This window comes from Micromonospora sp. NBC_01796 (assembly GCF_035917455.1).
In the GTDB taxonomy this organism is placed as follows: Bacteria; Actinomycetota; Actinomycetes; order Mycobacteriales; family Micromonosporaceae; genus Micromonospora_G.
Genome location: NZ_CP109078.1, coordinates 7,988,648 through 8,002,310, shown reverse-complemented (window position 1 = coordinate 8,002,310; position 13,663 = coordinate 7,988,648). Strand labels below are relative to the sequence as shown.

General features: G+C 72.6%; 8 protein-coding genes. 5 read left to right on the top strand and 3 right to left on the bottom strand.

The genetic code is table 11. The features are described from left to right. Positions 1 to 57: 57 nt before the first annotated feature. From OIE47_RS35575 to OIE47_RS35565, 3 genes are all read left to right on the top strand, one after another. Complete coding sequence (locus OIE47_RS35575) at positions 58 to 273, top strand: MbtH family protein (RefSeq protein ID WP_326558933.1); 216 nt, start codon at positions 58 to 60, stop codon at positions 271 to 273. A gap of 7 nt (positions 274 to 280) precedes the next feature. Then, positions 281 to 2,383: an HAD-IIIC family phosphatase gene (locus OIE47_RS35570; protein ID WP_326558932.1), complete on the top strand. Its 2,103-nt coding sequence runs from the start codon at positions 281 to 283 to the stop codon at positions 2,381 to 2,383. A gap of 128 nt (positions 2,384 to 2,511) precedes the next feature. After that, positions 2,512 to 5,466 (top strand): AfsR/SARP family transcriptional regulator, encoded by a 2,955-nt coding sequence (locus OIE47_RS35565; RefSeq protein WP_326563330.1) that lies wholly within the window; start codon positions 2,512 to 2,514, stop codon positions 5,464 to 5,466. 164 nt (positions 5,467 to 5,630) lie between these two features. On the opposite strand, the gene OIE47_RS35560 is transcribed toward OIE47_RS35565, so the two are convergent. Both OIE47_RS35560 and OIE47_RS35555 read right to left on the bottom strand, forming a co-directional pair. Then, complete coding sequence (locus OIE47_RS35560) at positions 5,631 to 6,185, bottom strand: SigE family RNA polymerase sigma factor (protein ID WP_326558931.1); 555 nt, start codon at positions 6,183 to 6,185, stop codon at positions 5,631 to 5,633. After that, positions 6,182 to 7,009 (bottom strand): hypothetical protein, encoded by an 828-nt coding sequence (locus tag OIE47_RS35555; RefSeq protein WP_326558930.1) that lies wholly within the window; start codon positions 7,007 to 7,009, stop codon positions 6,182 to 6,184. The genes OIE47_RS35560 and OIE47_RS35555 overlap by 4 nt, the downstream gene beginning before the upstream one ends. A 344-nt stretch (positions 7,010 to 7,353) precedes the next feature. Between OIE47_RS35555 and OIE47_RS35550 the strand changes: the two genes are divergently transcribed. After that, on the top strand, positions 7,354 to 8,592 hold the full coding sequence (locus OIE47_RS35550; RefSeq protein ID WP_326558929.1) for a glycosyltransferase: 1,239 nt from the start codon (positions 7,354 to 7,356) through the stop codon (positions 8,590 to 8,592). Between the two features lie 65 nt (positions 8,593 to 8,657). Here the strand turns inward: OIE47_RS35550 and yaaA are convergent, their stop codons facing one another. Then, the gene (gene yaaA / locus OIE47_RS35545) at positions 8,658 to 9,455 is read right to left on the bottom strand and encodes a peroxide stress protein YaaA (protein WP_326558928.1); all 798 of its coding nucleotides are present in this window, start codon (positions 9,453 to 9,455) and stop codon (positions 8,658 to 8,660) included. 349 nt (positions 9,456 to 9,804) lie between these two features. Here yaaA and OIE47_RS35540 point away from each other — a divergent pair, with 349 nt between their 5' ends. Then, complete coding sequence (locus tag OIE47_RS35540) at positions 9,805 to 13,656, top strand: S8 family serine peptidase (protein WP_326558927.1); 3,852 nt, start codon at positions 9,805 to 9,807, stop codon at positions 13,654 to 13,656. The last annotated feature ends 7 nt before the right edge of the window (positions 13,657 to 13,663 follow it).

The following is a 13,663-nucleotide window of genomic DNA, read 5'->3' as shown; positions in this document are numbered from 1 at the left end:
CGATCCGTACCGATGGTCATGCCCCGTTCACCCCCTGGATTCGAGGCGGAGCAAGCGATGTACGACGAAGACGAGGACACCACCAGCTACGTCGTGGTGATCAACGACGAGGAGCAGTACTCCATCTGGCGCGACGGCACCCCGCCGCCGGCCGGCTGGCGCCAGGTCGGCAAGGCCGGCACCAAGCGCGAGTGCCTCGAGTACGTCGACCAGGTCTGGACCGACATGCGGCCGGCGTCGCTGCGCGCCCGGATCGCCGCCACCTCTGGATGACCCGCGCGTGCTGACGGTACGCGTCGCCGCCTCGTTCACCGCCGAACCGCTGGCCGAGGTGCTCCGGTTCTGGGCCGGGGAACTGGCGCTGCCGATGGCGGTCAGCTTCGCGCCGTACGGTCAGGTGTTCCAGCAACTGCTCGATCCCGAGGGTGCACTGCGGGCCAACCGCGACGGGGTCAACGTCGTCGCGGTCCGGCCCACCGACCTCGCCGACCCGGACGGGTTCGTGGCCGCACTGCGGGCCGCCGACCGGGAGACGACCGTCCCGCTGCTGCTCGCCATCTGCCCCGACCCGCCCGGCACCGACCCGAGGACGAGTGACGCCGCCGAGCGGGCGGTACGCGACGGCGTCACCGGCACCACCCACCTGCGCCTGCTCGGCTTGGCCCACCTGACCCGCACCTACCCGGTTACCGAGGCGCACGACGGCTACGCCGACCGGCTCGGGCGGGTGCCGTACACACCCGAGTTCTTCGCCGCACTGGGAACCGCGCTGGCCCGTACGGTGCACACGATCGTCAGCCCCCGGCCGAAGGTGGTCGTGGTCGACGCCGACAACACCCTGTGGACCGGAATCGTCGGCGAGGACGGAATCGGTGGCATCACCGTCGACCGGGACCGCCGGGCGCTCCAGCAACTCCTGGTCGACCAGCGGGACGCCGGCCGGCTGCTCTGCCTGTGCAGCCGCAACAACGCCGCCGACGTCGACGCGGTACTCGCCGGCCACCCGGAGATGGTGCTCCGACCCGAGCACCTCACCGCCAGCCGGGTCGACTGGCAGCCCAAGTCGGACAACCTCCGGTCGCTCGCCGAGGAACTCAACCTCGGTCTGGACAGCTTCGTCTTCCTCGACGACAGCCCGATCGAGGTCGCCGAGGTCCGCGCCGCCCACCCGGAGGTGCTCGCGCTGACGGTCCCGGCCGACGCGGGCCGGGCCCTGGCGTTCCTGCGGCACTGCTGGCCGCTGGACACCGACCGGGTGACCGACGAGGACCGCCAGCGGAGCGCGCGTTACGAGCAGGAGAACCAGCGCCGGGCACTGCGCGAGAGCGGCATGTCGCTGGCCGACTTCCACGCCAACCTGGCACTGCGGGTCGACATCACCCCGGCCCGGCCCGACCAGCACGAGCGGGTCGCCCAACTCACCCACCGGACCAACCAGTTCAACCTCGCCCCCGTACGCCTGGACGTGCGCGACCTGCGCTCCGGTGACCCGGAGTGCCTGGTGGTGACCGTGGCGGACCGGTTCGGCGAGTACGGCCTGGTCGGCGCGATGCGGTACGCGCTCGACGGCGACCTGCTGCGGGTCGATACGTTCCTGCTGAGCTGCCGGGCGCTCGGCCGGGGAGTCGAGCACCGGATGCTCGCCCACCTCGGCGAGCTGGCCCTGCACCGGGGTGCCACCACGGTCGAGCTGTCGCTCATTCCGACCGCCCGCAACGGTCCCGCTCGCGACTTCCTCGCCGAGATCGCCGCCGAGCCGGCCGACGACGGGACCTCCCCAGTGGCGGAACCCGACGGGTCGACCCGGATCGGTTACCTGCTGCCGGCGGGCGCGGCTGCCGGCGTACACCATCGGCCCGGCGGATCCGACCAGCCGGCGCGGCCCCCGGACGCCACCGACCGCCCACCCCTGGTGGAGCCCGACCGGGCGACCCCCGCAACAAACCGTGAAGCCTGGCGGGTGGTGGAGCGGATCGCCACCACCCTCACCGACCCGTCCGCGGTCCGGGCGGCGGTCCTCGCCGGCCACCGCGGGCCGGCGGCGACGGGTGTCGAGGACCCGATCGAGGCCAGGGTGATGCAGATCTGGGCGGAACTGCTGGCGGTCCGGCCCGCCACACCCGAGGACAACTTCTTCGCCCTCGGCGGGCAGTCCCTGCAACTGGTCCAGTTCATGGCCCGGGTACGGGAGGTCTTCGCGGTCGAGCTGCCGGTCGACCTGCTGTTCACCCCGGCGTTCACGGTCGCCGAGGTGTCCCGGGAGATCCGTCGGCGCCAGCTCGACGGTGCCGACGAAACCGAGCTGACCGACCTCCTGGCCGAACTCGACCGACTCTCCGACGACGAGATCGAACTCCTGCTCGCCGAAGAGGACGCCCAGTAGCGGTCCCGAGCCTTGGGATGTGTCGGTGCCGTTCGGTAGAACGGGCCGGTGGACTCCAGCATGGACAATTCTGAGGTGCGGATGCCGTCGGGCACGCGAGTCATCAGGGAGGCGTAGTGCGGGTGGCGATGCTGGGGCCGGTCGAGCTGAGCGACGGGGGCAGGCTCGTTGCCGTGCCGGGGCCGCAGCTACGGTGCATACTGGCGGTCCTGGCGTCCGAGGCGGGACGAACCGTGCCGGTCGCACGGCTGGTCGACGCCCTGTGGGACGAACCCCCGACGAGCGCGCGGAGCGTACTGCAGGTCTACGTGTCCCGGCTGCGGAAGCTGTTCACCACGCCGGACACCACCCTGCTCCACTCCGGCGGCGGGTACCGGCTCGACATCGACCCGCAGGACGTCGACCTGCACCGGTTCCGCGCCCTGGTACGCGAGGCCCGCGACAGCGCCGACGTGGCCGTCCGGCGGCGGCTGCTCACCGCCGCGCTCGCCGAGTGGCGGGGCGGCGCCCTCGCCGACACCGCGACCGGCCCGCTGCGGGACCGCCTGGTCGTCGCGCTGACCGAGGAACGGCTCGCCGCGTTGGAGGACCGGCTCGACGTCGACCTGGAACTGGGCCGCCACCACGACGTGATGGCGGAACTGGCGGCAGCGGTCGCCGAACATCCGGGGCGGGAACGGCTCACCGGAGCGCTGATCCTCGCCCTGCACCGGTGCGGGCGGCGGGTCGAGGCGCTGGAGGCGTACCGGGACCTGCGTGATCTGCTGGTGGAACAGGCGGGCGTGGAACCGGGCGCCGACCTGAGGCACCTGCACCAGCTCCTGCTCAACGACAGCGCCGCGGCAACCGGGAACGCCAGCGCGGCCGTGGTGGTGCGGCCGACGGTGCCACGGCAGCTACCCGCCGCCCCGGCCGAACTCGTCGCGCGTGAGCACTACCTGGCCGCGCTGGACGACCTGCTCGAGGCGACCGGGGCACCGGTGCTGGTCACGCTGGTCGGACCACCGGGGGTCGGCAAGACCACCCTGGCGCTGCGCTGGGCGCACTCCGTAGCCGAGCGGTTCCCCGACGGCCAGCTCTACGTCGACCTGCGCGGCCACGCACCCGACAAGCCGGTCGACGCGCGTACGGTGCTCGCCGGGTTCCTCCACACCCTCGGCGTACACCCGCAACAGGTGCCCGACAGCGAGGCGGAACGGTCGGCCCTGTTCAGGTCGCTGCTCGCCGGTCGCCGGATGCTGCTCCTGCTCGACAACGCCCGGTCGGCCGAACAGGTCCGACCGTTGCTGCCCGGCACGGCCGGCTGCCTGGTCGTGGTCACCAGCCGGGCCGAACTGGCCGGGCTGGCCGCCCGCGACGGCGCCCGTCCGGTCGCCGTGGTGCCGCTCTCCACCGAGGAGGGGCTGGCCCTGCTCCGCCGGATCGTCGGCGACCGGCGGGTCGACGCGGAACCGCAGGCCGCCGGTCGGCTGGTCGACCTCTGCGCCGGCCTGCCGCTCGCGCTGCGGGTGGTGGCGCACCGTGCCGTACGCCGGCCCGGGTTCACCCTGACGGCACTGGCCGAGCAGTTGACCGACGAGGCGCGGCGGATCGACCTGCTCTCCCCGCCCGACGACCCGTCCACCGCCGTCCGGGCGGTGTTCTCCTGGTCATACCTGGCTCTACCGCCGGCCGCCGCGACCCTGTTCCGCCGGCTCAGCGCCATGCCGGGCGACGATTTCGACGTCCACGCCGCAGCCAAAGCGGGCGACGACCCGAACCTGGACGAACCGCTCGCCATCCTGGTCTCCGGTCACCTGGTCGAGGAGACGTCGATCGACCGCTACCGGCTGCACGACCTGCTGCGGGTCTACGCCGCCGGTCTCGCCACCGGGCAGGAGCGCCGCGAGGCGGCCGTACGGGTCCTCGACTGGTACCTCGCACGCGCCAGCGCCGCCGTCGCACTCCTGGAAACCGACACCGGCGACGACAAAACCGGCGGTGACTTCGCCGACCAACGCGACGCCACCGGTTGGCTGGAGGTCGAACGACCCGTCCTGGGCGCCGTTCCCCGGTTCGCCGCCGCCCTCGGCCTGCACGAGTACGCATGGCGGCTGCCGAACACCGTGTGGCGGCACTGGCTCGCCCTCGGCCTGGTCGACGACCTGACCACGACCCACGAGACGGGCCTGGCCTCCGCCCGCCTCGCCGGTGACACCCTTGCCCAGGCCGACCTGCTCAACAGCCTCGGCGCGGCCCACTACACGGCCCGCCGCTACACCGCCGCACTGGCCGTCTACGAGCAGGCAGTGGTGTTGCGCGACGGGCTCGGTGACCAGGCGGGCGCGGCCCGGACGCTGATGAACATCGCGATCGTGCACTACCTCGCCGGCCGTTACCGGGACGCGGTCGAGCACGGCCTGCGGACCCTCACGCTGCGCCAGGACCTCGACGACGTGTTCGGCGAGGCGGTGGCGCACAACGCCCTGGGCGGATTCCACCTTCGTCTCGGCGACGCCGCCCAGGCACTCCAGCACACCGAACGCGCGCTGGCCCTGTTCGACAAGCTCGGCTACCGCTACGGCCAGGCGGCGGCAACGCTCAACCTCGGGCACGTCCGCCGGCACTTCGGCGAACTCGACACCGCCGACGGGCACTTCCGGGACGCGATCGAACGGTTCCGCCCCCTCGGCGACCAGCGGTACGAGGGCGAGGCGCTGTGCGGGCTCGGGCTGGTCCGTACCGGGCGGGGAGAGTTCGTCGAGGCGAACGACCTCCTGAACGAGGCACTCGCGATCAGTGCCGTCGTGGACGACCCGACCCTGCGCGGGGAGGTACGCCACGGTCTCGGACTGCTGCGGCTGGCCACGGGCGAACCGGAGTCGGCACTGCGGGAGTTCGAGCACGTCCGCCGGGTCGACGACCGTTACCAGCAGGCCCGCGCCCTGCACGGGACCGCCCGAGCACAGTGCGCGCTGGGGCGACACGACGTTGCCGTACCCGCCTGGCGCGCGGCGGTCGACGCGTTCGCCGTACTCGGCGTGCCGGACCGGGCCGACCCGGACTGTACGACATGTTCAGCGGGCGTTCAGCGTCTTGTCTGAGCCGGGCCTTCTCCTGATGGGCAGGGACGTCGAGTTGCGCGTCCCGGCAGTCGAGGGGGGAAGGCCGTCATGGACCGTCAAGGCATCGCCATCAGTGTCGTGATCACCGACCGGCTCACGAAGAAGGAGTCCGGGCCGCGCACCAGGACCGGTTTCACCTGGAACTAGCCGACACCCGAGGCCGGTCCACTTCGGGGGTGGGACCGTACCGGGTGCAACGGCTGGCGCCGGTCCTCGGCGAAGAGTTCGAGCCGGCTGTCGCCGAGCAGTTCACGTAACCGGGTCAGCGACCGCATGCTCTGCGTCTTCACCACGGCGGTGGAGACGTCGAGCATGTCGGCGACCGTCTCCACGCTCAGGTCCTCCCAGTAGCGCAGGACGACGATCGCCCGGTCCCGGGCCGGGAGCGTCGCCAACGCGTCCAGCAGGGTCAGCCGCAACTCCGCCGGATACGTCACGCCCTGCTCGGGCGGGACGACGAGTGCCGTCTCCCGCGAGCTGTGCCGTCGCCGCTGGTCGATCACGAGCCGTACGAGGATCGTGCGCGCGTACGCGTGCGGGTTGTCCGCCGCCCGTACCCGCCGCCAGGACGCGTACACCTTGGCCAGGGTCATCTGGGTCAGATCCTGGGCCAGGTGCCAGTCCCGGCACATCAGGAATGCGGTGTCGCGCAGGCGACCGGCGGCGGCCCGCGCGAACTCCACGAAGTCGTCGCTCATCGCAGCGGCGCCAGATCGGGGAACCGGGCGGCTCCGGCGGTCACCAGTTCGGCCGGCAACTCCGTCCCCCAGCGGGGATCGGCGAGGATCGCGACCGCCTCGTCGGTGGTGAGCGCGGCCACGCCCGGCGGATTGTCCGACCCGTCCGCCGCCAGGCAGGTGGCGATCGCCAGCGACACCCCGACCCCGTCGCCGTGGTTGATCCACACGTACCTGTCCTGGACGCAGTTGCTCGGGGTCTCCTGGAGTTGGGCCGTCCCGACCGGCTCGGCGTCGCCCGCGGGGAGGTGGAAGACCTCCAGCCGCAACATCCCCGGTCCGTCACCCCGGTCCAGGTACACCTGCACGTAGTTCGCCACCGTGGTCGACGCCGCGAACCCGCTGGTCGTGCCCTCGGGGAGCAGCCGGGTCAGCAGTTCCAGCAGACCCGCCGGTGTCGCGGTGAGCCACTGCCCACCGGGTCGGGGCGGTATCCCGACGCGACCGACAACGCGCGGCGGCGGCTGCAGGGTCGTCGGGCCCACGGGGTCCGGCGTCCGCGCCGGTTTCGTCTTCGGGGCGGTGCTCGCCGTCGTGGTCGGCTGCCAGGGCAGGTCGGGGGTGCCCGCCGACCGCGACTGCCGGGTGCGGAGGTCCAACGGCCCGAGGGCCAGTACGAACGCGAGCAGCAGGGCGAGCGTCGCGCTGCCGGCTCCCCACGCCGCGTACCGACGGCGGCGCCGGATCCGGGTGCCCTGTTTCATCGCCTGCTCGATCAGGTCGCCCAGCGGCGGCGCCGGATGATTCGCCAGGTCCTCGTCCAACATGCGCCGGACCTGGCCCATGGCTGTTTCTCCCTCCTCGCCCGAGTGCCGCCGCGATGAAACCCTGCCCGGTAACGCGCTGGCCGGCCGTTTCGGTTGTAGCCGATGTAGCCGATGCAGCCGAATGGAGCCGACCGCCGACCGCGCCACCACGTGGCGGAACACCTGCTCAGTGGGCTGATCCAGGGTGACAGGGCGGCGGCGGTGGCCGCCAATGGGACAACCGGGTACGGGTCGGCAGCCCGTAGGCCGATCGACGCAGGGTGGGGTGGGACGTAACGTGGCGTCCGCGGCGCCGCCGGGGACCGTGGACCGACGTGTCGGGCGGGTGGGTCCCGCCCCCGCACCGACGAGGAGGCCGCGCGGTGGCAACCGTCCTGCTGGTCAGTCACGGCACCCATGGCGACGTGTGGCCGATGATCCACCTGGGGGCCGGGCTACGCGGCCGGGGCCACGACGTCACCCTGCTCACCCACGCTCCGTACGCCGAGCCCGTACGCCGGGCCGGTCTCGGATACGTCCCGATCGACACCCCCGAGGAGTACGCCGCCTACCTCGAGGACGCCCGCCGGATCCTGCTCGACCGGGTCGGGTCGCCGAGCCCACCGGACCTGCTCGCGCACTACCGGCGGACGAACCTGTTCGGCCAACTCCGGCTGGAGATCGAGACCCTGCGCGAGCTGGCCGTACCGGGGCAGACCGTGCTCGTCGGCCGGCACACTTCGGGGCTGTCGACGCTGATCGCCGCGGAACTGCTCGGCCTGCCGGTGGCCTGGGCGGCGATGACCCCGGCCCAGCATCTGCTGCTGCCGGTCACCGAACACCTGCACCGGACCGCCCTGGCCGGGCCGATCGACCAGCTCCGGGCGGAGTTCGGGCTGGCGCCGGTGGACGACTGGACCGCCTGGCTCGGCTCGGCCGACCTGCAACTCGGGCTCTGGCCGCGCTGGTTCGACGCCGCCGGTGACCCCACCCCCGACCGGGTGGCGAAGGTCGGCTTCCTGCTCGACGCCGAAGCCGCCGACCCGGCCAGTCCCGTCGACCCGGCACCGCTTCCGCCGGAGGTGGCCGAGGCGCTGGCCGGCGAGGTGCGACCGGTCCTGGTCGCCGGGAGCAGCGGGCAGATGCTGCTGCACGACTTCTACGCCGCATCGGTGCCCGCCGCGCTCGACGCCGGCCGTACGGTGCTGCTGGTGACGCCGTACCGGGAACTGCTCCCGGCGACCTTGCCGACCGGCGTGCACTGGTTCCGCTGGTTGCCGTACCGGGAGGTGATGCCCCGGGTGGCCGTGGTCGTCCACCACGGCGGCACCGGGACGATCGCCCAGTGTCTCGCCGCCGGGGTGCCGCAACTGGTGCTCGCGCACAGCTTCGACCAGCCGGACACCGGGGCCCGGCTGCGCCGGCTCGGGGTGGGGGAGTGGCTGCCGTCGACCCAGTGGGACCCACCGAGGGCGGCTGCGCTGATGCGTCGGCTGCTCGACGAGCGCGGCTACCGGGACCGGGCGGTCAGGTTGCGCGCCGCCGTCGGTACCACCTCGGTCGACCAGGCCGCTCGGCGGATCGAGGCGCTACTGACGCCCATCGGCGCCGCAACTCACTGACCAGGGTGTTGTCGAGAACCGGCGGCGTCACAGCTCGTTGACCAGGCTGTTCTCGCGGGCCGGCGTTACAGCTCGCTGACCACGATGTCGAGCTGGCGGGGCTTGCCGGCGGCGGCGGGCTGCTCCTCGACGGTGTACTTCAGGTCGCGCAGCGCCTCCACCAGCTTCGCCGGGGTCCGGGGCGCCGCACCGACGAGTAGCAGGTCGCGGACCAGTCGCCCCTTGGTGGCCTTGTTGAAGTGGCTCACCACGGATCGGCTGGTCACCCCGTTGACGACCTGCTCGTGCAGCACCCGTACGGCGACCGTCCGCTCGGCGGTACGCCCGGTCGGCCGCCACATCGCCGCGTACGCGCCGGAGCGCAGGTCGAGGATCGGTCCGCTGTCGGCGGCGTCGGTGATCACCGGTTCGAGCAGCCCCCGCCAGTACGGGGTGAGCCCGCCCACCCCCGGCAGGCCGACCCCGATCGCGCACCGGTACGCCGGGATCCGGTCGTCCACCCGGACCACGCCCCACAGGCCGGAGAAGACCAGCGCCGACCGCCGCAGCCGGGTACGGGCCGCCCCGGTGAGGCTGCCGGTGTCCAGGGCGTCGTAGAGCACCCCGGTGTAGACCTTCGCCGCCGGTTGGGCCGCTGCGGTCCGCAACCGGGCGTTGAGGTCGATCTCCCCGTCCTGCCCCGCGCTCAGCCCGAGGACCGTACGCGCCCGCTCCCGGTCGTCGGAGGCACAGAGTTCGACCAGCGCGTCCAGGACCCGTTCCCGTCCGGGGTTCAGCTCGCCAAGGGTGAGCGTGTCCAGGTTCAACGGGCGGCCGGACCGGGGCGCGGTCTTCCCCTCCGACGGTGGCAGCAGGATCAGCACGACCAGCAGCGTACGGCCCCCGTCGGCGCCCCGGCACGGGTGGTGAGACCTCCGGCGCGGCGCGACGTCGGCCAGCGAAGCCCGGCTGCCGGACGGCTGCCGATGACGACCCCGCCAGCGAGGGCCGCGCGAGTCCAGGTGCGTCCGGACCGCCCGCCAATGTTGCCGGCGTGTGACGGGTCGGCCGATTCCGCCGCGATCCGATGTCCCTGCCCGTCACAAATCTGGCGGGGTTCCGCCATGTCCTTGATCCGCCATGGGTCACGCCCGCGAACCGGGCGCCGACCGGCCCAGAATCGGCGACGGCGGCGTCCCGCTCCGTGCGGCCCGCCCGAGGAGGAGAAGGTCGATGGGTAGGTTCAGAGGCCGCACACCACGATGGGTGTGCGGGGCCGCGATCGGGCTGAGCGCGTTGCTCGCGCTGCCCACCGGGGCGGTGGCCGCTCCGCCGGTCACCGTGGCGCCGGCCAGTGCACCCGACGCGAACCGCAAGGTGGACGTGCCGGTGCTCCGGTCGCTGTCGGACGGCAGCAGCACGACCTTCCTCGTGCGGCTCGCCGACGAGGCGAAACTGGACGAGGCGGAGCTGACCCGGATCGAGCGCGGGACCGCCGGCCGGGCCGGTCGGGTCGCCCGTACGACGAAGGTCTACCAGACCAAGGTCGCGCACGCGGAGAAGACCCAGCGTGGACTCCGTACGCTGCTGCGCGAGCGGGGGAGCAGCTTCACCCCGTACTGGATCGCGAACGCGATCGAGGTGACCGGGAACCTGTCCCTGGTGACGGAACTGGCCGCCCGGCCCGAGGTCGCCCGGATCAGCCCGGTCGGCGTGACCCGGCTGACCGACCCGGTGAAGACCGCCGGCAGCACCACCGCAGCCGGCACGCTCCCGTGGAACCTCACCCAGCTCGGCGCCGACAAGGTCTGGGACTCCTACGGCGTACGCGGCGAGGGCATCGTCATCGGCAGCGTCGACACCGGTGTCCAGTACGACCACCCGGCCCTGGTCCGCCAGTACCGGGGCAACAACGGTGACGGCAGCTTCACCCACGACTACAACTGGTTCGACCCGACCGGCCTCTGCGGCGGTTCGACCCCCTGCGACAACTACGGCCACGGCACGCACACCGTCGGCACCGTCCTCGGCGACGACGGCGCCGGTACGGTCACCGGTGTCGCACCCGGCGCGAAGTGGATCGCGGCAAAGGGATGCGAGATCAATACCTGTTCCGACGCCGCCCTGCTCGCCGCCGGTCAGTGGATGGTCGCGCCGACCGACCACAACGGAGAGAACCCCCGCCCGGACCTCGCCCCGGACGTGATCAACAACTCCTGGGGCGGGGCCGACGACGGCAACCACTTCTACGAGGAGATCCTCGAAACCTGGGTCGCCGCCGGCATCTTCCCGTCCTTCTCCGCCGGCAACGAGGGCCGGGCCGGTTGCGGCACCGCCGGCTACCCCGGCACCAGCCCGCTGGCGTACGCGGTCGGTGCGACCGACAGCACCGGCACCATCGCCGACTTCTCCAGCCGGGGACCGGCGCGCGACGGTGCGATCCGCCCCGACATCACCGCGCCCGGGGTCGGGATCGTCTCCAGCCTCCCCGGCAGCCAGTACGGCTCCGCCGACGGCACCTCGATGGCCTCACCGCACCTGACCGGTGCGATCGCGCTGCTCTGGTCGGCGGTGCCGAACCTGCGCCGGGACGTGGCGACCACCCGTGAGCTGCTGGACCGTACCGCGCACGACGTCGAGGACCTGAGCTGTGGCGGTACCGCCGTCGACAACGGGGTCTACGGCGAGGGCCGGCTCGACGCGTACGCGCTGGTCAGTCAGGCACCGGCCGGACAGGTCGGCGGGGTCGTGGTGACCACCACCCGGTCCGGCGGCCCGATGCCGGGCGCCAGGGTCACCCTCGCCTCCGGTGTGCTCACCCGCAGCGGGCACACCGACGGGCAGGGACGGGTCGAGCTGGGACGGGTCCCGGCCGGCGACTACACGCTCACCGCGAGCGTCTTCGCGCAACGTACGCAGCGGCAGACGCTCACGGTGACGGCGGACGGGACGGCCACCGCCACGGTCGACCTGTCCGACAGCGCGCCGTGGCACCCCGTACACGGAATCGTCCGGGATCCGGCCGGTCAGCCCGTCGCGGGCGCCACGGTGGCGCTGGCCGGGGAGACCTTCCCCGCCTTCGTCACCGGGGCCGACGGCGGCTACGCCGGGATGCTCCCCGAGGCCGACTACGACGTCCTGGTCGACTACGGCCGCTGGCTGGCGCCGAAGACCGTCCCGCTCACCGTCGACGGCGAGGAGACGCTCGACGTCAGTCTCGCCGCGAAGACCGACCGCCACGGGTACGCCGCCGGCGTGGCCCCCGCTGCCTGGGTGACCGGTGGCAGCGTCCTGCCGCTCACCGGCGACGAGGCCAGCCGTGCGGTCGACCTGCCGTTCGCGGTGACCTTCTACGGTCAACCGCACCGCAAGCTCACCGTGAGCAGCAACGGGTACGTCGCCTTCGGTGCGACCGGCGGCGGCGACAACACCGCCCTGCCCGCACCGGCGGTCCCGGCGGCGGCGGTCTACGCGTACTGGGACGACCTGGTGCTCGACCACCAGTCCACGGTCCGCACCCGGGTCACCGGCAGCGCCCCGAACCGGCAGTTCCTGGTGAGCTGGACCAGGGCGGCGCTGAAGAAGGCACCGCAGACCCGGGTCGACTTCCAACTGCTGCTCGGCGAGAACGGCACCGTCACCCTCCAGTACCGCAAGCTCGGCACGGCGGGTACGGGCGCCGGCGCCACCGTGGGCATCTCCGACGCCGCCGGTGGTGCGGCGCTGACGTACTCGGTCGACGCCCCGGTGCTCGACGAGGCCGCAGCGGTCACCTTCCGCGTCCCCGGCACCGGCCTGGTACGCGGCACCGTCACCGACGCCAACGACCGTCAACCGCTGGCCGGCGCGACCGTACGGATCAGCCCGGCCGGGGCGGCTCCGGTCACCGCGACCTCCGACGCGGACGGTTTCTACCAGGTGGAGGTGCCGGCCGGTGAGGTGTCGGTCGGTGCCGCCAGGTCCGGGTACGACCTGCCGGCGGTGACGCTCACGGTCGCCGAGGCGGTGATGCAGAAGCAGGATCTCGCGTTGCGTACCCCGCTGCTGCTCGCCGCGAAGAGCAGCGTGGCGGTGACCGCGCCGGCCGGTGGAACCCGGAGCGTGTCGGTCAACCTGAACAACCACGGCGGTCTGCCGGCGAACTGGACCGCCAGGGAGATCGACTCCCCGACGCCACCGGTCACCACCCCCGGCCGGATGCTCGGCTCGTTCCCGATACCCGACCTCTACAACGCCTACGGGGTCGGCTACCGCAACGGCGAACTGCTGGTCTCCGACAGCTACTTCTGGGGCCAGATGCAGCGCTTCGACACCGCCGGCAGGTCACTCGGCAAGGGCGTCGTGACGATGAACGGCTGGCCCTCCGACCTGGCGTACGTGCCGGGCAAGGACCTGATGTGCGGGCCGAGCATGTCCATCGTGGACCCGCTGCCGATCGTCTGCTTCGACCCCGACACCTACGAGGTCAAGCAGACGATCACCGGCCCGTGGGCGGGCAAGCTCTACTACGGGCTGGCCTACCGGTCCGCCGACGACACCTTCTACCTCGCCGGCGACGGGAAGATCCAGCACCTGGCCGGGCTGTCGCACGCCGAACCGGGCGCGGTGCTCGGCCAGTGCGTGCCGACCACCCCGTGGATCACCGGTCTCGCCCTCAACGAGCAGCGCAACGTGCTCTGGGGGATCAACCAGGACAGCACCGAGGCGATCTGGGCGATGAACCCGGACACCTGCGCCACGATCGGTTCGATCCCGGACCCGGATCCGGACCCGCTCAGCGGTGCCGGGATCGAACTCGACAACAACGGTGACCTGTGGCTGGTCGGACAGGCGAACCGGCAGCCGTACCGCGCCGCCGTCTACCACGTGGACGGGTCGATGGCGTACAGCGACGTGCCCTGGCTGGCGGCGACCCCGCAGTCCGGGCAGGTCAATCCGGGGGAGAAGGGCAAGCTCGATCTCACGGTCGACACCACGGGGTTGGCTCCGGGCACCTACACCGCCACCGTGCTGGTGAGCAGTGACAGCGCCAAGACCACGACCGCACCGATCACGATCTCGGTCACGGTCACCCCGCGCGGCTGACAACCGC